Genomic DNA, 21,197 nt, shown 5'->3' on the forward strand with positions numbered 1-21,197 from the left:
ACAGCACCCACAGTCCAAGCAAACCCAACCGGCGGTAACTACAACACTGCACAAACCGTTATCCTAACACCCAATGAAACAGCCACTATCTACTACACCACCGACGGAACAACACCAACCACCACCAGCACACAATACACCGGACCAATCAACATCAACACCACAACCACCCTAAAATTCATGGCCATAGATGCAGCCGGAAACCAGGGAACCGTACAAACCGAAACCTACAACATCAAATCCGATGTCTACGTACAAATCACTCCATCCATCACCAACCCCACAGTCGGTGACAAAGTAACCTACACCTTCAAACTAGGAAACAACGGACCCGGAAACGCACATAACATAGTATTCACCTACGTACTACCCGAAGGAGTAGAATACGCAGGCGCAAACGTAGACCAAGGAACAGTAAACTACGACCCAACAACAAGAACACTAACCTGGACAGTAGGAGACGTAGCAGCCGGAGTTGACCCATACCTATGGCTCAACCTCAACATACAAAGCGCTGGAACATACAACATACTACCAACCGTAACCGTAGCCGGATACAACCCCGGACTAATCAACAACATCGGATCACTACTAATAAATGCAGCAACCACCAACAACACCATAACACCAACCACCAACACCGTCAACGCAGCAACCACCACCAACATCCAAGCAGGAACCATACCTATGCAAACCACCGGAATGCCAATAGCAGGATTAATTCTCGGTATTCTCTGTATTGGAAGTGGTATAGCCCTGAACAGGAAAAAATAAATCATCCCTCCCCTTTTCTTTTTTTAGTTCCTTAAATACATTAAAGATTAATTCTAATTAAATTAATATTCAAATAGACCTTTATTGGTATTTATCAAGCTTATCAGGAAAATGATAACTTAATAAGATAATTGAAGGGAATAATTTGAAGAAAAATAGTATTTGAAGAATAAATAGTAAATTATTAAGGGGATTGTTATTCATTTTTGTTGTGAAAATAAAAGAAAATGGAAATAATTGAGATCATGTTTTTTTCTTTATTCCCAGTAGATATCCAACAACCACCAGAATTCCAATTCCAACCAGGGCCACAATAGCATAGGTGCTCATGGGGATTTGGGTATTGGAATCCTCAGTAGAATTATACACATCATAAGCTTTGGCTGGGGTTTCCTGTGGCAAATTTAGTGGATTACTAGAATTATTGGTGCTATTATCGTTAAGTTTAGCTGCAACTAAACTGGTTTTTGAGACTGAAACTGCAGTTACTGGATTTGAACTGCTGGAAGTCACTGTGGATCCTGCATTTCCAGTTTTTTCCGTATTATCCCCTTTATTGGTATTATTTGATTCAATGGTTAGTTGACTTTGAGCAGATTTTAAAGGTAAGTCTCCGGAACTGTTTCGAACACTTAAAAATACTGCAGTGGCTGTTAATGTCTTTCCTGAAGCTTCTGGGAGTACCTCCGCAGTTAGAGTTAGTGTTTTCTTTCCTTTATCCTTGGAAGTCAATTTCAAGTTATCCACTTGCCAAAGGCCCGTATCCTTAGTATATTGATTTTTGGTGGTTCCTGTGCCACTGGTTAAAAATTCCAACCCCACAGGTAGCGGTGCTGAAACATTTACATCAGTCAGATCACCAGGTCCAGTATTGGTAATGACAACGGTCATGGTAACTTCTTCACCAACCTTTGCCGAGGTGGTGTTGAATAAAACAGCAATGTTTGCACCTGCAAATGCAGATCCTACAGTTGAAAATACCAAAAAAACACTTATCAAGACTGTTAACATTAATTTAACGATTTTCATAGGCATCCCTCATTATTTTAATTTGTAACAACATAATACTTCATCAGTATCACTTCAAAAGAGAATTGACATATTAATAAAGTTATTACTGTTATTTTAGGATATTATCTTATATTCACGATTTAAATGCTAAATTATTGGATTTTAGTACTTCAGAGTTTATTTTAATCCATTATTAGATTTATTGGAGGTTTTATCATGTCATAATTAATTCCTAAAAAAAGGAAATATGAATGTCTATTTCCTTTTCATCATGTACCATCCCGCACCAAGGATTATTACAATGGCAACTATCACCAGTGCATATATACCCCAGGGTGTATCAGTTGCAGCGGCAGAGGTGGTGTTGGCACTGGCATTTCCATTGTTACCAATTACTAGAGGTTGACTCTGGGCTGATTTTAATGGAACTGATCCTGAACTATCAGTCACACTTTGATAACTGGCATTCGCAGTTATTGTTTTCCCAGCTAGTTCTGGCAGCACTTCCATGGTGATATTAAGGGTTTTTTTCCCTCCTTCTTTGGAAGATAATTTCAGGTTGTCGACTTGCCATATACCAGTACTGGAGTTGTAAAGATTTTTAGTGGTTCCAGTGGTACTGGTCATGTATTTCAAACCGGTAGGTATCGGTGCTAAAACCTTTATATCACTTAAATCACCAGGACCTGTGTTGGTTATGGTGACTATCATCACCACCGGTTCACCCACATTTGCGGTACTTTTATCAAAAGAAACTGCTATATCTGCACCGGCAAAGGCTGAACCTGCCGTTGCAAAAACCAATAAAAAAGTTGTTACCATAGCTACAATTATTTTTATTTTATCCGTTTTTAATACCCCCTTTAATTTTTTCCAATATTAGAGATTTTTTTAGGAAAATTTTTATTTACTATAATGATATGTGTATATATACATATCCACTGATATTATGAACAATTAGCCTAAATTTAATCATAACATAAGCCAATAATTTTCAGGAACTAAAAAAAGGTATTTATCTAATAATTTCAGAGCATAAAAGGAAATATGACCTTTTATATCTCAATTGAGAGGTTTTTATGAATAAAAAAATCATTATAATCGTAGTGATGTTATTAATCATCATCAGTAGTTTGGCATTATATACCAGTACTTTGAAGACTAATTCAGGGAACCAGACCCAGATCACCGATATGCTGGGCAGGGATGTGCAAGTTCCAATTAATGTTAGTCGAGTGGCATCATTTTCTAATTCAGTTACGGTGATGTTGTATATGCTGGCACCAAACAAGTTAATTGGGTGGGATTCCAATCGAAGTGCAGCGCAAAACAAGTACATGGACACCCAATATCAGACCCTTCCCGTGCTGGGAGGGGGTAAGAAAGACGCTAACTATGAAACATTTATATCTATGAACCCTGATGTGGTTTTTGTGGGCCACGGAACAACAGTTAATGATGTAAATGACATGCAAGAAAAATTGGGAGTGATTCCTCTTCTGGATGTAGAAGGAGATAACAATCTCACCAACATTGATGATTCCATAACTTTCATTGGCAAAATAGTGGGGGAGGAGAAAAAAGCCAGTAATTTGGTGTCCTTCCATCAGAAAATGCTCAGTGAAGTCACCAGTAAAACCGCTTCCATACCTGAAAGTGAGAAAAAACGGGTTTACTACGCCCGGGATAGTACTGGTTTAATGACCAACCCATCTGGATCTTCTCATACCCAGCTTATAGATATATGTGGCGGCATAAACGTGGCTGATGTTCCTGTAACCAAGGGAACGGTAGGGGTATCCATTGAACAGGTTCTTAAATGGAATCCAGATATTATGATAGTCAGTGACCTGACTTTCTACCAGAATGTCTACTCTGATCCACTATGGCAAAATGTGAAGGCAGTTCAGGATAAACAGGTTTATTTAGTTCCAAATTCGCCTTTTAACTGGTTTGAAAACCCTCCCGGAGCTAACACCATTCTGGGAATACCCTGGACAGCCAAAGTACTCTACCCTGATAAATTTAGTGACATGGACCTGAAAAACCTAACCCAAGAATTTTACTCCAGTTTCTATTATTACAACCTGACTGATGATGAATTAAACTCCATAATCACATCATCTGGGTTGAAATTATAGTCCAATGAAACTATGTGCCAATTTCGAATATTGAATCCATTTCTATACATCAACCCATAATGGGCCAACAAATACCATACCAAAGCCAACAACAACCATACAAATATACAAATAATTAGCAAGAGTGATACCACATGCTCAAGAGAAAAATCAGGGATATAATCACAACCCATAACATATCCATAACATTATTGCTATGTATCCCTCTTATCATCCTCTTTTTCCTTTCATTTTTAGTTGGAAGGTATCCTATCCCCCCCTACGATGTTATGATTACCATGGTTTCCAAAATACTGCCCATTAACTCTACAGTTTCATCATCAATGGAGACTGTTATCTTCCAAGTGAGGTTACCTCGTATACTGGCTGCCATGTTAGTGGGGGCTGCTTTATCCATTGCCGGGGCATCTTTCCAGGGATTATTTAGAAATCCACTAGTTTCACCTGATAAACTAGGGGTTTCGTCCGGTGCCGGTTTTGCTGCATCATTAGCCATATTATTATCAGTAGGGACTATTTTGATCCAGGTTTCCGCTTTTTTCGGTGGTTTGATTGCTGTGGGACTTACCTACTTTATCAGCCGAACTTTTAAGGGAACTTCCATACTCACCCTTATTTTATGTGGTATTGCCATTGAATCATTCTTCGGAGCCCTGATCGCCCTTTCCAAATACGTTGCTGACCCTTACCAACAACTCCCCACCATAGTTTTCTGGCTTTTGGGGAGTTTTTCAGCGGTGACCATGGAAAAACTGGTTATGATGGGAATACCTGTTATAATAGGAATAGTAATCCTTCTTCTTATCCGCTGGCGGATTAATGTTATTTCAATGGGTGAGGATGAAGCCCAGACCCTGGGCGTGGATACTAAAAAACTGCAGGCCATTATAATTTTGTGCTGTACTGTGGTAACCGCATCATCAGTTAGTATTTGTGGTATTATTGGTTGGGTAGGTTTGGTTATACCCCATGTTACCAGGATGATCGTGGGGCCCGATCATAAAATTCTCTTGCCTGCCAGTGTGGTTACTGGTGCTTTCTTCCTTCTATTGATCGATGATATTACCAGAACACTTACCACAGTTGAAATCCCAATAGGGATACTTACCGCACTTATAGGAGTTCCATTCTTCTTATATCTTCTTAGAAAAAGTAAAGAGGTGTGGGTATGAACCATCTTATGGAGATAAAAGGTTGTTCATTTGCTTATGATGATAATGACAATATTTTTGAGGATATAAATTTTAGTGTTTCCAGTGGAGACATTTTCTGTATTTTAGGTGCCAACGGTACCGGTAAAACTACCTTAATCAAATGTTTAACTGGTCTTATGAATCCTCATTCTGGAGAGATATTGGTTGATGGCAGGAATATGAATTTATTTTCCAGGGCAGATCTTTCCAAAAAGATCGGTTATATTCCCCAGATTCATAATTCAACCTTCCCATTCACCGTTCTGGACGTAGTGCTAATGGGCAGATCACCCCACCTGGACATGTTTGAATCTCCTTCGGATAAAGACTATAAGATTGCCCTAGAGTCCCTTGAATCTCTTAACATTGAGTACATGAAGGATAAACCTTATACTGAGATAAGTGGTGGTGAACAGCAGCTGGTTTTCATTGCCCGAGTTTTGACTCAGGAACCCAGTATTCTTATTCTAGATGAACCTACTTCCCACTTGGATTTTGGTAATCAAATTAGGACTCTCAATATCATTAAAAAACTGGCCAGTGATGGCCTATCAGTGATAATGTCCTCTCACTTTCCTGATCATGCCTTTATTTCCGCCAATCAAGTGGCCCTTATGGATGGAAAACGATTCTTTGCCATTGGAAAACCAGAAGATGTGATTACCACCGAAAACATGAAACAAATTTACGGCATAAATGTGAAAGTTTTAGATATTGGGGGGAGAAAGGCCTGCATTCCTTAAAAATTCTGCAAACAACCATTTAAATATCATTAAAATAATTAATCATGAGATAAAATAGATATAGATGAGGGTTATAGATTTATTGTCAGATATTGTAATGGTTTGTTTAAATATTTAACTATTTTTTGTTATTATAAATAGATTTTTTTTAGAAAATTTGTTCTGAACCAGAACATTTATATAAGATGGTTTCCAAGTGTAAGTTGTCGGAAGTATGTTTCCTTCTTCCGGTTAAATTTATTAGAAAACCAAACAAGAGAGGTCAAAATGGTAAGAAAAATAGCAATATATGGTAAAGGTGGAATTGGAAAGTCTACAACTCAGCAAAACACAGCATCAGCCATGGCACACTTCCATGATAAGAAAGTGATGATACACGGCTGTGACCCCAAAGCGGACAGTACTAGAATGATCCTTGGGGGGAAAATGCAGACAACCATGATGGACACCCTCCGGGAAGAGGGAGAAGAAGCCTGTATGGACCTGGACAAAATTATGTCCACCGGTTACAAAGGAATAAAGTGTGTTGAATCCGGAGGACCTGAACCTGGTGTCGGATGTGCAGGAAGGGGAGTTATAACCGCCATAACAATCATGGAACAATTGAAAGTCTATGAAGACAATGACTTCGTATTCTTCGATGTTCTCGGTGACGTTGTGTGCGGAGGATTCGCAATGCCCATCAGGGATGGTAAAGCAGAAGAAATCTACGTGGTAGCCTCCGGAGAAATGATGGCACTTTACGCCGCCAACAACTTGTGTAAAGGTATGGTAAAATACGCAGAACAAAGTGGAGTCCGGCTGGGAGGAATTATCTGTAACAGCCGAAACGTAGACGGAGAAAAAGAACTCCTGGAAGAGTTTTGTGAAAAGATAGGAACCCAGATGATCCATTTTGTCCCCCGAGACAACATTGTGCAAAAAGCAGAATTCAACAAAAAATCAGTGATCGAGTTTGATGAGGAATGTAACCAGGCTAATGAATACAATGAACTGGCCACTAAAATAATTAACAACGAGAATTTTGTAATTCCAACACCAATGACCATGGATGAACTGGAAGAACTTGTTGTAAAATACGGTTTAGTCGATTAGATGAATAAACCAGTCTCAGTTCACTTCATCAATTGATTTTAAAATTTAACTTGGAATGGTGATTTAGAAAATGAAAATGATTAGAGCAATTGTACGCCCGGATAAAACCGAAGAGGTAGTTGATTCACTAGCATCAGCTGGTTATGTGGCTTTAACCAAAATGGATGTCATTGGACGTGGGAAACAGAAAGGTATTCAGGTGGATAAGATCTACTACGATGAACTACCCAAAACAATGATTCTACTGGTTGCAGAAGACGATGCCACTCCACAAATTGTGGATTTAATTAATGAATCTGCATTCACCGGGAGTTTTGGTGACGGAAAAATATTCATAAGCCCAGTTGATGAAGCATACACCGTAAGAACACGCAGTAGTGAACTTTAACTTAATTTATAGGAAGATATGAGATTAAAACTGGTAAATTATATAAATTGATCGAATAGCTCTGAATATCTGAGAATAGATGTTAAAATAACCAGTTGTAAAAATCGGTGCATTTAATGAAAGAAATAATCGCAATTATCCGCCCCAACAAAATGACCCAAACTAAGGATGTTCTAAACGCCCTTGGATTTCCTGCAATGACTGCACAAAGAGTAATGGGGCGAGGAAAACAAAAAGCAATAATTGGAGAGGTATCCTTCGACATACAAAACGAAGCCCTTCTAAAAGAAGAAGGAAGTATGAGATACATACCTAAAAGACTCATATCACTAATCGTGCCTGATGAAGACGTTTCTTTAATTGTTGAAGCCATAATGAGAGTTAACCAGACCGGGCAAAATGGTGATGGTAAATTATTTGTATGCCCTGTGGATGAGGCAGTGAGGGTAAGAACCAATGAACGAGGTACAAAAGCCCTGATTTAGGTTTATATTAAGATTAATGCTTAACAGGAGATAATAAGATAAAATTATTCAATAAAAAAAAATAACGGAGAATTTAGCATTTTAGGAGAGTAAAAATGCCCCATAAACTTTTTGAAGTGGATAAAGACATTCCAAATAGAAAAAAACATACTTATGTGAAAGATTTAGCTGATCCAACCGAAGAAATCCCAAAATGTAATACAACCACCATTCCAGGATGTATGACCGAGAGAGGATGTGCATTTGCAGGAGTTAAAGGTGTTATAACTGGAGCCGTAAAAGACGTGATCCACGTAGTGCATTCCCCAGTAGGATGTACCACATACGGTTGCGGAAGTAAAAGATATCCCACTTCACCAGATCTTCCCAATGGAGATAAAGTCCCCATAGACCAGTTCAACCTGAAATACATTATGGGTACCGACCTTAAAGAATCCGATGTGGTTTTCGGAGGAATGAAGAAACTCAGACAATCCATCCTGGAAGCTGCTAAGGAATTTCCATTCGTCAACGCTATTTATACCTACGCCACTTGTACCACCGGACTTATAGGGGATGATATGGATGCAGTGGCCAAAGAACTATCCGAAGAAATTGGAAAAGATGTGATAGCATTCAATGCTCCTGGGTTTTCAGGCCCTACCCAGTCTAAAGGGCACCATGTGGGTAATTTAACCCTCTTCAACAAATTAGTGGGCACTAAAGAACCTCCAGAGACAACACCTTATGATATTAACCTTATCGGGGAATACAACATAGATGGAGACTTGTGGGTCTTAAAAAAGTACTTTGACGAAATTGGAATTAACTTACTCTCCAAATTCACTGGAGATTGTAGTCATGACGAGATATGCTGGATGCATCGGGCTAAATTAAGTCTGGTAAGGTGCCAGAGATCAGCCACCTACATTGCCGACTTAATCGAAGAAAAATATGGTATCCCCTACATTAAAGTGGACTTTTTCGGACCTAAATACTGTGCAGAAAACTTGATGACAGTAGCCAAACATTTTGGGCTTGAAGAAAACGCTGAAAAACTCATAAAACGTGAAATGGCAGAAATACAGCCAAAATTAGATTTCTATAAAGAGAAACTTCAAGGTAAAACTGTGTGGGTATTTTCAGGAGGACCTAAAAACTGGCATCTTCCTGAACCATTAAAAGAACACCTTGGAATGGAAACTGTTGCCGTTTCAACCATGTTTGAACACGAAGATGGATATGAAAAGATTAAAGAACGTGTAGGCGAAGGAACCGTAATAATAGACGATCCTAACTCACTGGAACTTGAGGAGATCATTGAAGTCTACAAACCAGACATAATCCTCTCAGGCATAAAAGAGAAGTACATAGCCCATAAATTGGGAGTTCCCTGCGTTTTAATCCATTCCTATGAAAATGGACCTTACATGGGCTTTGAAGGATTCTTGAACCTGGCTCAAGACATATATGCATCTATTTACAGCCCAGTGTGGAATATGCTGGAATTTGAAGAAACAATAGAGGATAAAGAAGAATTAAAGGTAGAAATAGAAGAAATAAAGCAGGAAACGGAGATAAATGCTCCCAAAACAGAACCACAAGAGGAGGTCCTATAATGAGCTGTGCTAATGTAATGAAAAGGGATCGAACAGCGGTGATTAATCCTCTGGTTACCTGCCAGCCCATGGGTGCCATGTACGCAGTTGCAGGGATAAGAAGAGGACTCCCATTAGTCCACGGTTCTCAAGGATGCTCCACCTTTGTCAGGTACTCTTTCTCCCGTCACTTCCGTGAACCATCTGAAATTGCGGTGACATCACTTCACGAAGATGCTGCAGTGTTTGGTGGGAGAAAAAACCTGATATCCGGTATTGGAAATCTAGCAGTTCGGTTTAAACCAAGTGTGATCGGTGCCATAAGCACCTGTTCCAGTGAAATTATTGGAGATGACATGGAAGGTTTCATTAAAATAGCCCGGGAAGATCTGAAGAAAAAAATGGGAGAAAAAGAAGCGGGAAAAATAAAAATTGTGCCAATAAGCACTCCCAGTTTTGTGGAAAACCATTTTCGAGGCTATGATAATGCCATTAAAGCCCTGGTCACCAACCTGGCACAGGATCCGGGAGATGCTAATGAAAAAATTAACATGATTCCGGGAATGGTTAATCCGGGTGATGTCAGAGAAATAAAGCATATTATGAGTTTAATGGGAGTTGAGGGTATTGTACTTACCGATATATCCGATCCTTTCGACTCTCCACTACGACCATCGGCAACAGAAACCAGACCATTCTATCCTAAAGGAGGGACAACTGTTGAAGAAATAGCTGATTCTTCAAACAGCCTTGGAACCATATCTTTATGTGGATATGCTGGTTCTGGTGCCCTTTCACTGGAGAAAAAATATGATGTCCCGGCTGCAGTGGGTCCCATACCCATAGGGGTTCAAAATACTGATCAGTTCCTCAGGAACTTAAAGAAATTCACAGATCTGGAAATTCCAGACTCCATACTAGATGAAAGAGGATTATTAATCGATTCAATGGCTGATCTAGCCTCAAGATATCTTTTCGGACGAAAAGTAGCCATATTCGGAGACCCCGCCATAAGCGCAGGGATAGCCCGTTTTGTATGTGAACTGGGAATGATTCCATCTGTGGTTTGTACTGGTGTTGAAAATCCTGAATTCGTTAGTGAAATGGAAAAAGTAGCCAAAGAATCTGATGAACCTGTAGATGTTATGATAGGAAGCGATCTAAGAGCTTTAGAGGTTCGGTTAGAAGAAGATCCTGTGGAACTGATGATCGGTCACTCTGATGGTAGGTTATTTGCCAAACACCTGAATATCCCACTGGTAAGAGTTGGATATCCAGTTTATGACCGAGCAGGATACCATAGGGTTCCTATTGTTGGATATAACGGTTCTGTTAACCTAATAGACAGAATAACCAATACCGTGTTTGAAAAATATTATGACAAAGAACACTGGAAGTTACAGCAGTGACCCCAATAAGTCAATATTTTTTTTTAAATTTTTGTAAAAAAAGATATGAACGTAGCTAAAAAAATGAAATAAATATAAATTAACGGTTATCTAATGCAAAAGAATAATAAATCTCACCATAACCCTGAAAAAGGGGATGAAGATGTGATTTCTTCCCTGGATTTGCCAGATATTAAGATTCCTGAAATACCAAAAGAGGTGATAAGTACCCTGAAATCTCGAAAGAAGCACATGTGCATCAAAAAAGAGGGTAATGAATCTACTCCTGCGTGTAACCAGGCCAGTGTCCCGGGAATGGTAACTCAGCGATCCTGTGTCTATGGTGGGGCCCGGGTGGTTCTAATGCCTATAACCGATGCCATCCACCTGGTACACGGTCCCCTGGGTTGTGCATCCTGCACTTGGGATATTCGGGGAAGTAGATCCTCAGGATCTGAACTCTATCGTAATGGATTCTCCACGGATCTCCAGGAGAAGGACATTGTCTTCGGAGGCGAGAAAAAACTCCTGGAAACCATCATCGAATTAAACCAGTTATTCAAGCCTTCTGCCATTTTCGTCTACGCCACTTGTGTGGTGGGATTAATTGGGGATGATCTTAAAAGTGTTTGCCGTGAAGCAACTGAAATCACCGGATCAAGGGTTATACCCGTTCAATCAGAAGGTTTCAGGAGCGTGAATAAATCACTAGGACACCAGCTTGCCTGTGATGCACTACTAGAGTATCTCATTGGTACCGAAACTCCTCAAAAGAAGGTTAACCCTCCCCAAAAGGAGGGGAAGAAACCTCTCCAAAAGAAAAGGGAAACTTTTGAAAAAGATCCTGCCTCAGAAGATGATGTACTAGAATCTCAGGTAACTTCTCAGGTAACTAATGATACTTGTGTTAACATTTTAGGAGAGTTCAATGTGGCTGGAGATCTCTGGGCTATAAAACCACTTCTGGAAAAAATTGGAGTTTCCATCCAGGCTGTGATTACTGGAGACTCGCGGGTTGAAGAAATAGCCAATGCCCATCTGGCTCATCTGAACCTGGTACAGTGCCAGAAATCATCCCGTTACCTGGCCGATTCCATGGAAGAACGTTACAGTATTCCCCAAGTCAGAGTAAACTTCTTCGGAGTTGAAGAAACATCAAAATCCCTCAAATCCATAGCTGAATTTTTCAATGACCCTTTAATGATGGATGCAGCGGAAAATCTCATTGAATTTGAAACCAATCGAATTAAAGATGCCATCATCCCCTACCGTCAACGTTTAACTGGTAAGAAAGTTGCGGTGTATGTAGGGGGGAATAAAGCCTGGTCTCTCATCAGAGCATTCGAGGAGCTGGGAATGGAAGTACTCATGACCGGAACTCAGAATGGGTTGCCTGAAGACTATCAGCGAATAAAAGAGACTGTGAGAGATGGAACCCTCATTGTGGATGATGCCAATGCCATGGAACTGGCCAGACTTCTGGAGAAATATCAACCAGATCTACTGGTTTCAGGAGCAAAAGAGAAATACATGTCACTGAAAATGGGAGTGGCTTTCTGCGACTTTAACCATGACCGTATCAGCTCTTTTGCTGGTTTCCAAGGATTCCTTAACTTTGCCAGGGAAGTGGATCGGGCAGTTTCAAGTCCAGTTTGGAAATACACCCCCAGCATAAACGGCTCGGTTTTTAAAAATCCATTAAAATATCCATTTAAATCAAAGACAATGTTTAATGCCAAAAGTCAAAGGGAATCTAACTGCAAAGTAAAGTCTGAAAACCCAATGAAAGGCAAAAAATCCGTGAAAGGATGTTCAACAAAACCAAAAATTTCCCCAGAGGTGATGTAGTTGCACAGTACTACTAAGAATGTTCCCCCAGAGAATGTTACATCAGCGGGAAAATCACCGGAGAATAATAAAAAAAAATTCGCAGTGATCAATCCCTGCAGAATGTGTCAACCTATGGGTGCTGTTCAGGCTCTTCTGGGTATTGAAGGTGCCATGCCCCTTATACATGGTTCACAGGGATGCAGTACCTACATGCGCTTCCAGTTATGTCGTCATTTCCGGGAACCAATTAACGTGTCATCCACATCCATGAGTGAGAGTACAGTGGTGTATGGAGGCGAAAAAAACCTCCTAAAGGCCCTGGAAACCATGAAGTTACAGTATAATCCCACCCTGATTGGGGTGACCTCCAGTTGTCTCACTGAGACCATTGGGGATGATGTGAAGGGCATAATAAGGAAATTCCATGAATCTTATAAAGATCATAGCGAAGAGCTTCCTCCCATACTATCAATATCAACGCCCAGTTACAGTGGTTCTCATATTGAAGGTTATGATAAAACCATTAAATCCCTCTTAGAAAGCCTGGCCTTATCCCCTGAATCAAGTGATAAGAATAATGTGATCAATGTCATCCCTGGAAACCTGGCCCCCGCAGATGTGGAGGAAGTTAAAGATATACTACATCTTATGGAACTGGATAACATTATCCTCACGGATACCTCAGAATCACTCCATGCTCCTCTAAATGGATCTATAGAATTTTTACCATCAAGTGGAACAACTTTAGATGAAATTAGACAGACCGCCAATTCAAAAATTACTTTAACCCTATCAAAACATGCAGATTCTGGTGGGATCTTCCTGAAGAAAAGATTTGGTGTTCCCCATGTCACACTACCCCTCCCGGTGGGACTGGAGAACACTGATCTATTCATTAGCACCCTCTCCTCTCTGGAAGATGTTGAAAACATTCCCCCAGTATTGGAACGCGACCGTGGTAGATTACTGGATGCTTTGGTTGATTCTCAGGCATATAACTACGGGCGTAAAGTGGCAATCTACGGAGACCCGGATTTAGTGTCAGGTATGGTGAGTTTCCTGACTGAAATGGGTATGGAACCGGCTATTATAGCCACAGGAACCAAAAGCAACAAATTCAGTACAGACATTCAACAGATCATGTCCCGAACCGGACATGACCCATTGATAATCAATGGTGGAGATCTCTACGACTTACAGCAGCAAGTTAAAAAAACAGGAGTTGATCTCCTGATAGGAAACTCTTACGGGGCCCGAATAGCCCTCGATGAGAACATTCCACTGTTCCGAGTAGGATTTCCAATATTTGACAGGGTTGGTGCCCAGAGAATCCGTATTTTAGGTTACAAGGGAAGTTTAAATCTTTTGGACCAGCTCACCAACACCATCATCCAGCACTACTATGATGAAGCAGGTTATGAGTTAATGGATGGTGCTGAGAATTAAATGAATTAATTAAAAATTATGTGAATTAATAGATATTAAGGGAGAATGAGGGTATGATCAACATCATATTAGACCAAAACCGTTGCCAAGGTTCAAAATGCGCCAAATGTGCATATGTCTGCCCTAATAATGTTTTCACAATCAACGATGTTGTAACCGTTACCTCCCCAGTGTACTGTAAAATGTGTCAGGAATGTATAGAGATATGTCCTAAAGCCGCAATTATCCTAAATATTCCAGATCAATGATGAAAAAGATGATGAAAAAAGATAATCAAATCCATGAATCAAAAGGGGAAATCAGAATATTAAAGACTTATTTACAAAATGATCCCCCCTGGAGGACTAAATGAAGATCGCAGTTGCCTCTAGCGATGGTGAGACAGTAGACCAACACTTCGGACAGGCACACCACTTCCTCATCTTCCAGATGGGAAAAGGAGGCCTAAAATTTGTAGAATTGAGGGAAAAAAGTAAAAAACCAATTTACGATCATGAATATCGTTGGAAAAGAGGTTTGGAAATTCTAAAAGATTGCCGAGTAGTATTTTGTCGAAGAATAGGTGATGAACCCCGTCAAAAATTACAGGAAATTGGAATTGAAGTAGTAGAATCAAAAAAAGAGACTATAACTAATGCTATAACCGGTTACCTTACTTCGGTTATCCGGGAGATAAAATCAAATAAGAAAATGGAGGTAGAAGATGCCCAGAATAGAAATTGATCATGATAAATGTGATGCTAGTGACTGTGCAGAATGTGTGGATTCATGTCCCATGTCAATTTTTCAGTTGGAAAATAATAAAATAATCACCAAATCAGGGGAAGACTGTAATTTATGCGAAATGTGCCAGGATCTATGTCCCAGCTCAGCCATAAACATAACAGAATAAAGTACACGAAAAAGAGAATTAAATTATATCCCTTCAAAGGGATTCTTTATTTTTTTCAATAAATATCTCTTAATATCATGTTTTGGATATGAAAATTAATTAACTACAATTAAAATGAGTAGATCTATTAAATAAGTAGATTCTATTTACTACAGCATATCAATATTCCAGTTAGAAACTTTTCAAACATTATTATTCGTATTGGAATATATTGAAATATTGGAGTCCTATCGGAGAATTGTTATGAGGGAAGTTTTAACAGCATGTACAGCCGACTGCCCAGGAACATGCAGTATCATCGCCCAAGTAGAAGATGAAAGAATTGTTAAACTACGTGGGAACCCTGAACATGAGATAACCAGCGGTTTTATCTGCAAAAATACCAAAAACTATTTAAAAGAGCGATTTTACAGTGATAGAAGAATTTTGCATCCATTGAAGAAGGAAGATGGTGAATGGGTGCAGGTAAGCTGGGATGAAGCCCTGGATATGGCTGCCAGTAAAATAAGGAATGCTTGTGAAAACTACGGGAGCCAATCCATCCTTTACTATCAGGGCTACGGAGCCCGTACTGCCCTTAGAATTATTAATCGTCGTTTTTTTAATCTATTAGGTGGTGTTTCCACCCTTTACGGATCAATATGTGGAGGAACAGGGCAGGCGGGTCAGGAAATGGATATGGGAATACGAATATCTCATGATCCAATTGATCATCTTAATAGTAATGTTATATTGGTTTGGGGTCGAAATCCTGCAGTTACCGATATTCATCTGTGGAAGATCATTATCCAGGCTCGCCGGAAAGGTGCTAAACTGGTGGTTATTGATCCAGTGAACACCGAAACCGCACGCAGGGCTGATATTCACCTACAGCCGGTTCCAGGCTCTGATAGTTTTTTGGCCATTGCCATTGCCAAAATAATATTAAAAGAAGGTTTCTTTGATGAAGAATTCATAAACAAGAATACCGAATACTTCAAGGATTACCAGGAGTTACTGAATGATTACAGCCTGAATGAGCTTTCCCAAATAATCGATATCCCCCTAGAAGAACTGTATGAACTGGTAAGATTATTCGCAGTAAATCATCCCAGTAGTATCATCTTAGGTTGGGGTTTGCAACGTTACAGTCAGGGTCATTTGACTTTCCGTCTTATTGATGCATTGGCGGCCATCACCGGAAATATTGGGAAAAGTGGTGGGGGTGTTAGTCATGGTTTTGATGAATACGGATACTTCAGCCATGAGTATGCCCTTGATGATCAATCACATAATCAGAGGAAACTATCCATACCAGTTGTTGGTGAAGAAATTCTCCAGGTGCAAGATCCTCCCATTAAACTCGTATTTGTCACTGCTGGAAATCCACTGGCCATGTTGGCCAACTCATCCAAAGTTAAAAAGGCATTTGAAAGTGTTGATGATGTTATAATGGTTGATCATTTCTTAAATGATACTGCTGATGTGGCTAACCTATTTTTACCTGCAACCAGTTTTCTGGAAGATGAAGATCTAGTGGGAAGCTATGGTCATAACTGGATATCACCCATTAACCCAGTTACCAAACCATGTGGTGAGGCTAGATCCGAATTACAGATATTCCAGGAATTAGCAGTGCAACTTGGATTTGGCGAGGAAATGGCAGGATCACCACGTGAATGGCTGGGCAAACTAGCAGAACCCATAATACATGAGGGAATATCTCTGGAAGAACTTCTAAAAAAACCTTACAGATTCCCATCCGCCCCAGTAACTCCTTTTATTGATGGAAAATTCGAAACTGAATCTGGGAAATTTGAATTCCCAACTGAACTTGATTTTGAAAATCTCAGAAAATTAAACGAAAAATTGGGATTAAATAATGAATTTAACCTTCGATTACTATCAGTTAGCCCCCGAGACTGGATAGGTTCAGAAATACCTGATAAGGAACATGGAATGGGTGTTCTTGAGGTACAGGTCCATCCTAAGGTTCTTAAAGAAAAAGATATTGAAGATTGTGAAGAAGTCTGGCTTGAGTCCCGGCAGGGCAAACTGTTAGTTAAAGTTAAGGAGAATGATGGCCTTAGAACTGATTACGTTCTCACTCATAGGGGTGGATGGCGAAAATATAACAAGTGTGTAAACATTCTGACACCTGATCTGGTAAGTGACCAGGGAAATGGAGCTCCTTACTATGAAACTTTTGTTAGATTGAAAAGAATTATTTAGAGAATTAGGAATTAATTTAAGATATTTTAGAAGATAAGGATTTGAATAGATTATTTGGGTAATAATCAATATTATATTATTTTCATTTTCAAGAATATTTTTATACTAAAAAAAATCAGGACCACTAAGAAAAAATAAGAAAAAAATAAGCCTAGTTAGGCTTATTTGGATGCTGTTTTGAGTTCAACTACCCTTTTCAGGAGTTTTTCCAGTATTTCCTGGTCAGAAAGTAGATCTGAGTTCACAACTTTCCTCATCCTGATGGGCACACCTTCCATACGATAGGCAGTTCCATCGGTTTCCATTCCCACGATAGCAGGAGGTAGGATGATGTCCGCCAGTTCGGTGGTTGGGGTTCGGTGTGGCTCAATGGCTATAACTGGAATCTCAGCCATACGTCGTAGGGACTTCTGTGGGAAGTGGGCACCAGGGTCGGATGCAATGACCATCATGGCATCTGCTTCCTTGCTCTGGAGTAAATCGTTAGATCCCGTTTCTCCAGGATTGTACCTTGGTATTCCAGTGGCGAAGTCTATACAGTAAGGGTATCCACTTTCCCAGGTAGCAACCTGGTTGAATCCAGTCACGTTGTAGTGTCCCCTCATGGGTATGAGGGTGAATTTACCAAAGTTGTTCAGATCCTGGGTCAGCATAATAGCTGTGTCGATGTTCCTGTGTTTTCCCCGGGTGTGGGTGATTCCCATTCCGAAGAAGAGGATACCGAACTGGGCGTTTTTAAGGATTTCTACTACTGCTTGAATGTCTTCTTTGGGGACTCCAGCTACTTCGTCGTAGAGGATTTCATGGCCCATCATGGCTGCTCTTATTGCGTCCAGGAGTTCGTAATCCTGGTTATATCCTACCTGAATGTGTATGTCAGCCAGTTTTGATGAGTCACTTTCTCGGGGGTCCACCACTATTAATGTTCGGTCGGATCGGCCCCTTTCCCTGAAGAATCCCCGGGAGAATACATGCCTGGAGAGGTGGCGTGGGTGGGCGTGCATGGGGTTGCATCCCCAGTATACTACCACATCGGCACGGTTTTTAACTTCTCCAAAGGTACAAATAGGGTATCCTACGTCCTGCAGAGCCAGTACTGATGGTCCGTGACATACAGATGCAGTGTTGTCAATAACAGCCTTGGTATTTTCAGCTAAGTCCATACCTACAGCTTGAGAATCACAGTCAGTACAGCTCCATCCGTACATTAATGGTCGTTTTGATTTAGCCAGGACTTGAGCAGCCCTTTCAATAGCATCTTCATAGGTTGTTTCCACAAGTTCGCCGTTTTCATCCCTTACTTGGGGTTTTTTCCAGCGCATTGCACCTTCGGCATGGACAAATTTACTGTGTCCTATCCGGCAGGCGTTTATGGTTCCGACGATTTCGTCGTCTTCCACTTTACAGATGATGTCATCACATAGTGTTCCACAGAAGGGGCACACCACGTTTTTTACAAGTTCCATGATTATCCCTCCATTCTAGGGAGCTATGTGGGCGTTACCCGCTACTGCAGCGTAAACAGTTCCCTTAGCTCCTTTTATTGCGTAATCTCCTCTAAATTTGTAGAATGCTCCGGGTATGACTTCTCCTTCGACTTCTATGTCTTTTTCAACACCAAGGTATTCGAAGCCAGCCAGGAATTCGTCGATGATACCTTTGACCACAATGGTTCCGCCAGCCATTTCTCCCCCAGTCCTGGCTATGACGTTACCTTCTATGATCAGGACTCCGTTGTTCATGTGGATTCCAGGCATGATGGCCACGTCTCCTTTGATGACCATTTTACCACCGTTCATGTATTCGGCGATTTCGTTTTTGACATCTCCATGGACAGTGATTTTACCGCCACTCATACCTCTCCAGTCTCCTCGGTAGGCTGATCCAACGTAGTCACCGGCGTTTCCCAATATCTCCAGTTCTCCGCCTCTCATGTTTTGTCCAGCCCATCCTTTGGCATTGCCTTCCACGGTTATTAATCCACCTTCCATTTCAGCACCAACGTAGTTATTGACGCTGCCTTTGACTGTGATTTCACCGGCGGTCATTCCCTGCCCTATGCGTTTGGTCTGGGAAACATCACCATCAATGAGGATTTTGGTTTCAGCAGCTGTGGCACCTGCGTCTCCTTCAACTTCGAAGAATTCAGCTAATGGTACCTGACCATTACCATGCAAGATGGGCATGTTTTTTATTTCATCAAGGGATTTACCAGCTAATGAATCAGGGGTTATGGTGTCGATCTCTATAGGTACTTCTGGTTGTTCTTTTGGTGTTAAGGTAATCATTGCATCACCCCTTTAACTGGAGCGGAGTGTGGAAGATATTCGTCTTGCACCGGGTAGTTTGCAAAGTTTACAGAGTAGTACTGTTTGAATGTTTTTTCCACATTAGCCAGTACTTCGTTGTAGATGGTCTCATCCACACTGGTGTCCACCCAGTAGCTACGTCCACGTAATGTTGGGTTGGTCACTGTACCATCTTTGACCACAATTTGACCGTCTTTTAATACGTATGCTGCATGTTGCATGGCGGATTCAAGTGCACGGTAATCTACGGATTGATCCTGTGTTTCTGGGTTGAAGTTGTAGATAGCCACGTCAGCATCAGCTCCTACTCCCAGGTGTCCTTTGGTGTCTGATAGACCCAGGACTTTGGCTGGTGTGGATCTGGTTATCTGGGCGATTTCCAGGAAGCTGTATTCACGGTCAAGGGTGGCTACGCTACTTTTCCTCTGGGCCCATTTGTGGAGTTCACCATCAATGAGGTCTTTTCTGGCTTTGTTACTCATTAACCAGCTGATTACTCTTGGGTATCTGGTGAAGGGTCCTGCGTTTGGACTGTCAGTGGTTAGACATACTTTTCCTGCATCTTTGGTTAGCAGGAAGAGTTCTATTCCCACAGCCCATTGTAAAGCAGGTACTGGTGCTCGTGCTGCGTAGATGAACGGAACAAGTCCTGAACCAGTTTCAAGCTCTACATCACAGTTAGCCCATTTTAACCCGTTTAAGCTGTGCAGATCGAATTCCATTGGTCCGTCAGCAGTCATGGTGGTGGTTTCATCCAGGGTGACCTGTCCCACGTCAAATACTATGTGGTCGTTCTTGTTGATGTAATCAGCCACAGTTGGTGCTTCAGAGACAACATCTCTCCAGCTTGTTCCACCGTAACTGTGGAACTGCACGTGGGTTGCGTATAGTACTGCATCACGGCTTCCGGTTTGGGGGTTGGCTTTGATTCCTTTTGGCACATCAAATGATGCCAGGGTGGTTTCGAAGTTTCCTGGGTGTCCCAGGTCGTTGCAGTGGAGGTGTATGGCGTGGGGTAGTCCCAGCATTTCGTTAACTTCTGCCAATCCCCTGATTATATCGAAAGATTCTATGTCAAAATAGGGTGTTGGGTCGTGTATTCCGTGTACGTTTCCTCCCCAGGCCCATGCTTCAGTTCCTCCGGGGTTCACGATTTTTATGGTGTAACCTTTGGTGGCTTTTAAGAGCCATGAGGTATAGGCCGCACATCCATCGATGTCTCCATCTTTAAGGTACTGCATTACGAACCAGTTGTTACCGAATAATGGGTAAGCAGCGTGGTCGATTATGGGTGTGTCATGGAATTCTTCGTGTGTGTGTCGGGCCAGTAATGGAGGCATTGCTGCTTCCATTGCTGTGGTGTAACCCATTTGGGCGTATCTTTGGCCGGTCATGAAGGTTGATGGAACTGAAAATCCACTTCCTGCTCTTCCTCCGGATTGTCCGGCTTCAACATCTCTTTTACTATCCTCAGGACGGTACATTCGGCCCACGTTGACCTTTGCACCGGCAATGTGAGTGTGAGGATCGACTCCACCTGGCATTACTATTTTGCCATCGGCGTCTATCACATTTGCATCTGAACTTACCTGTTCCACAATTTTCCCGTCTTTGATGCAGATGTCCATTTTTTCTCCATCAACGCCGTTTTGTGGACAGTAAACAAATCCATTTTTGATTATGTGTTCCAAGGAAAATCCTCCTTATTATTGGT

The 21,197-nt window shown here is 41.1% G+C and carries 20 protein-coding genes; 15 read left to right on the forward strand and 5 right to left on the reverse strand.

The features are described 5' to 3' along the window. Nucleotides 1-774, forward strand: a 774-nt coding sequence (locus HY987_RS09360) for a chitobiase/beta-hexosaminidase C-terminal domain-containing protein (protein ID WP_292757891.1), incomplete at its 5' end; no start/stop codon positions are given. A gap of 243 nt (nucleotides 775-1,017) precedes the next feature. Here the strand turns inward: HY987_RS09360 and HY987_RS09365 are convergent. Next, on the reverse strand, nucleotides 1,018-1,803 hold the full coding sequence (locus tag HY987_RS09365) for a hypothetical protein (RefSeq protein WP_292757893.1): 786 nt from the start codon (nucleotides 1,801-1,803) through the stop codon (nucleotides 1,018-1,020). Between the two features lie 237 nt (nucleotides 1,804-2,040). Continuing rightward, nucleotides 2,041-2,589, reverse strand: a complete 549-nt coding sequence (locus HY987_RS09370; RefSeq protein WP_292757895.1) for a hypothetical protein — start codon at nucleotides 2,587-2,589, stop codon at nucleotides 2,041-2,043. Between the two features lie 275 nt (nucleotides 2,590-2,864). On the opposite strand from HY987_RS09370, the gene HY987_RS09375 reads away from it, so the two are divergent. The 14 genes from HY987_RS09375 (at nucleotide 2,865) to HY987_RS09440 (ending at nucleotide 17,174) form a co-directional block, all read left to right on the forward strand. After that, on the forward strand, nucleotides 2,865-3,926 hold the full coding sequence (locus HY987_RS09375) for an ABC transporter substrate-binding protein (protein ID WP_292757897.1): 1,062 nt from the start codon (nucleotides 2,865-2,867) through the stop codon (nucleotides 3,924-3,926). A 134-nt stretch (nucleotides 3,927-4,060) separates the two neighbouring features. Continuing rightward, complete coding sequence (locus tag HY987_RS09380) at nucleotides 4,061-5,098, forward strand: iron ABC transporter permease (protein WP_292757900.1); 1,038 nt, start codon at nucleotides 4,061-4,063, stop codon at nucleotides 5,096-5,098. Next, nucleotides 5,095-5,862 carry an ABC transporter ATP-binding protein gene (locus HY987_RS09385; protein WP_292757902.1) on the forward strand — a complete coding sequence of 256 codons (768 nt, stop codon included), beginning with the start codon at nucleotides 5,095-5,097 and terminating at the stop codon, nucleotides 5,860-5,862. The genes HY987_RS09380 and HY987_RS09385 overlap by 4 nt, the downstream gene beginning before the upstream one ends. Nucleotides 5,863-6,129: 267 nt before the next feature. Then, the gene (gene nifH / locus HY987_RS09390; RefSeq protein WP_292757904.1) at nucleotides 6,130-6,957 is read left to right on the forward strand and encodes a nitrogenase iron protein; all 828 of its coding nucleotides are present in this window, start codon (nucleotides 6,130-6,132) and stop codon (nucleotides 6,955-6,957) included. Nucleotides 6,958-7,027: 70 nt separating this feature from the next. Further along, nucleotides 7,028-7,345: a P-II family nitrogen regulator gene (locus tag HY987_RS09395; protein ID WP_292757906.1), complete on the forward strand. Its 318-nt coding sequence runs from the start codon at nucleotides 7,028-7,030 to the stop codon at nucleotides 7,343-7,345. A gap of 116 nt (nucleotides 7,346-7,461) precedes the next feature. After that, nucleotides 7,462-7,830, forward strand: coding sequence for a P-II family nitrogen regulator (locus HY987_RS09400; RefSeq protein WP_292757908.1), 369 nt, complete (start codon nucleotides 7,462-7,464; stop codon nucleotides 7,828-7,830). A 95-nt stretch (nucleotides 7,831-7,925) separates the two neighbouring features. Beyond that, the gene (locus HY987_RS09405; RefSeq protein WP_292757910.1) at nucleotides 7,926-9,428 is read left to right on the forward strand and encodes a nitrogenase subunit alpha; all 1,503 of its coding nucleotides are present in this window, start codon (nucleotides 7,926-7,928) and stop codon (nucleotides 9,426-9,428) included. Then, nucleotides 9,428-10,816 (forward strand): nitrogenase component 1, encoded by a 1,389-nt coding sequence (locus HY987_RS09410; RefSeq protein WP_292757912.1) that lies wholly within the window; start codon nucleotides 9,428-9,430, stop codon nucleotides 10,814-10,816. The genes HY987_RS09405 and HY987_RS09410 overlap by 1 nt, the downstream gene beginning before the upstream one ends. 93 nt (nucleotides 10,817-10,909) lie before the next feature. Then, on the forward strand, nucleotides 10,910-12,643 hold the full coding sequence (nifE, locus tag HY987_RS09415; RefSeq protein WP_292757914.1) for a nitrogenase iron-molybdenum cofactor biosynthesis protein NifE: 1,734 nt from the start codon (nucleotides 10,910-10,912) through the stop codon (nucleotides 12,641-12,643). Then, a complete protein-coding gene (gene nifN, locus HY987_RS09420) occupies nucleotides 12,644-14,071 on the forward strand; it encodes a nitrogenase iron-molybdenum cofactor biosynthesis protein NifN (protein ID WP_292757917.1) in 1,428 nt (475 codons plus the stop codon). Nucleotides 14,072-14,124: 53 nt separating this feature from the next. Then, on the forward strand, nucleotides 14,125-14,319 hold the full coding sequence (locus HY987_RS09425) for a 4Fe-4S dicluster domain-containing protein (protein WP_292757919.1): 195 nt from the start codon (nucleotides 14,125-14,127) through the stop codon (nucleotides 14,317-14,319). Nucleotides 14,320-14,419: 100 nt separating this feature from the next. Continuing rightward, nucleotides 14,420-14,794 carry a NifB/NifX family molybdenum-iron cluster-binding protein gene (locus tag HY987_RS09430; RefSeq protein WP_292757921.1) on the forward strand — a complete coding sequence of 125 codons (375 nt, stop codon included), beginning with the start codon at nucleotides 14,420-14,422 and terminating at the stop codon, nucleotides 14,792-14,794. Then, entirely contained in the window at nucleotides 14,775-14,963 is a 189-nt protein-coding gene (locus tag HY987_RS09435; RefSeq protein ID WP_292757923.1) for a 4Fe-4S dicluster domain-containing protein, read from the forward strand. The genes HY987_RS09430 and HY987_RS09435 overlap by 20 nt, the downstream gene beginning before the upstream one ends. Before the next feature lie 243 nt (nucleotides 14,964-15,206). Beyond that, the gene (locus tag HY987_RS09440) at nucleotides 15,207-17,174 is read left to right on the forward strand and encodes a molybdopterin-dependent oxidoreductase (RefSeq protein ID WP_292757925.1); all 1,968 of its coding nucleotides are present in this window, start codon (nucleotides 15,207-15,209) and stop codon (nucleotides 17,172-17,174) included. A 161-nt stretch (nucleotides 17,175-17,335) separates the two neighbouring features. Here HY987_RS09440 and HY987_RS09445 read toward each other — a convergent pair whose 3' ends face one another. Genes HY987_RS09445 through fwdA form a run of 3 tightly spaced genes read right to left on the reverse strand, consistent with a single transcriptional unit; the run spans nucleotide 17,336 to nucleotide 21,174 of the window. Further along, the gene (locus tag HY987_RS09445; RefSeq protein WP_292758456.1) at nucleotides 17,336-18,643 is read right to left on the reverse strand and encodes a formylmethanofuran dehydrogenase subunit B; all 1,308 of its coding nucleotides are present in this window, start codon (nucleotides 18,641-18,643) and stop codon (nucleotides 17,336-17,338) included. 12 nt (nucleotides 18,644-18,655) lie between these two features. Beyond that, a complete protein-coding gene (locus HY987_RS09450) occupies nucleotides 18,656-19,462 on the reverse strand; it encodes a formylmethanofuran dehydrogenase subunit C (RefSeq protein ID WP_292757927.1) in 807 nt (268 codons plus the stop codon). Beyond that, the gene (gene fwdA / locus HY987_RS09455; RefSeq protein WP_292757929.1) at nucleotides 19,459-21,174 is read right to left on the reverse strand and encodes a tungsten-dependent formylmethanofuran dehydrogenase subunit FwdA; all 1,716 of its coding nucleotides are present in this window, start codon (nucleotides 21,172-21,174) and stop codon (nucleotides 19,459-19,461) included. Before fwdA ends, HY987_RS09450 begins: the two co-directional genes overlap by 4 nt. Nucleotides 21,175-21,197: the final 23 nt, after the last annotated feature.

Origin of the sequence: Methanobacterium sp., assembly GCF_016217785.1 — an archaeon.
GTDB lineage: Archaea > Methanobacteriota > Methanobacteria > Methanobacteriales > Methanobacteriaceae > Methanobacterium.

Excerpts from the sequence above, each read along its gene's own strand:
- HY987_RS09425 (WP_292757919.1), top strand. The coding sequence starts at position 14,125 with ATGATCAACATCATATTAGACCAAAACCGTTGCCAAGGTTCAAAATGC.
- HY987_RS09365 (WP_292757893.1), bottom strand. The coding sequence starts at position 1,803 with ATGAAAATCGTTAAATTAATGTTAACAGTCTTGATAAGTGTTTTTTTG.
- HY987_RS09405 (WP_292757910.1), top strand. The coding sequence starts at position 7,926 with ATGCCCCATAAACTTTTTGAAGTGGATAAAGACATTCCAAATAGAAAA.
- HY987_RS09375 (WP_292757897.1), top strand. The coding sequence starts at position 2,865 with ATGAATAAAAAAATCATTATAATCGTAGTGATGTTATTAATCATCATC.
- HY987_RS09395 (WP_292757906.1), top strand. The coding sequence starts at position 7,028 with ATGAAAATGATTAGAGCAATTGTACGCCCGGATAAAACCGAAGAGGTA.
- HY987_RS09400 (WP_292757908.1), top strand. The coding sequence starts at position 7,462 with ATGAAAGAAATAATCGCAATTATCCGCCCCAACAAAATGACCCAAACT.
- HY987_RS09440 (WP_292757925.1), top strand. The coding sequence starts at position 15,207 with ATGAGGGAAGTTTTAACAGCATGTACAGCCGACTGCCCAGGAACATGC.
- HY987_RS09450 (WP_292757927.1), bottom strand. The coding sequence starts at position 19,462 with ATGATTACCTTAACACCAAAAGAACAACCAGAAGTACCTATAGAGATC.
- HY987_RS09380 (WP_292757900.1), top strand. The coding sequence starts at position 4,061 with ATGCTCAAGAGAAAAATCAGGGATATAATCACAACCCATAACATATCC.
- HY987_RS09410 (WP_292757912.1), top strand. The coding sequence starts at position 9,428 with ATGAGCTGTGCTAATGTAATGAAAAGGGATCGAACAGCGGTGATTAAT.
- nifH (WP_292757904.1), top strand. The coding sequence starts at position 6,130 with ATGGTAAGAAAAATAGCAATATATGGTAAAGGTGGAATTGGAAAGTCT.
- HY987_RS09385 (WP_292757902.1), top strand. The coding sequence starts at position 5,095 with ATGAACCATCTTATGGAGATAAAAGGTTGTTCATTTGCTTATGATGAT.
- HY987_RS09430 (WP_292757921.1), top strand. The coding sequence starts at position 14,420 with ATGAAGATCGCAGTTGCCTCTAGCGATGGTGAGACAGTAGACCAACAC.
- HY987_RS09435 (WP_292757923.1), top strand. The coding sequence starts at position 14,775 with ATGCCCAGAATAGAAATTGATCATGATAAATGTGATGCTAGTGACTGT.
- nifE (WP_292757914.1), top strand. The coding sequence starts at position 10,910 with ATGCAAAAGAATAATAAATCTCACCATAACCCTGAAAAAGGGGATGAA.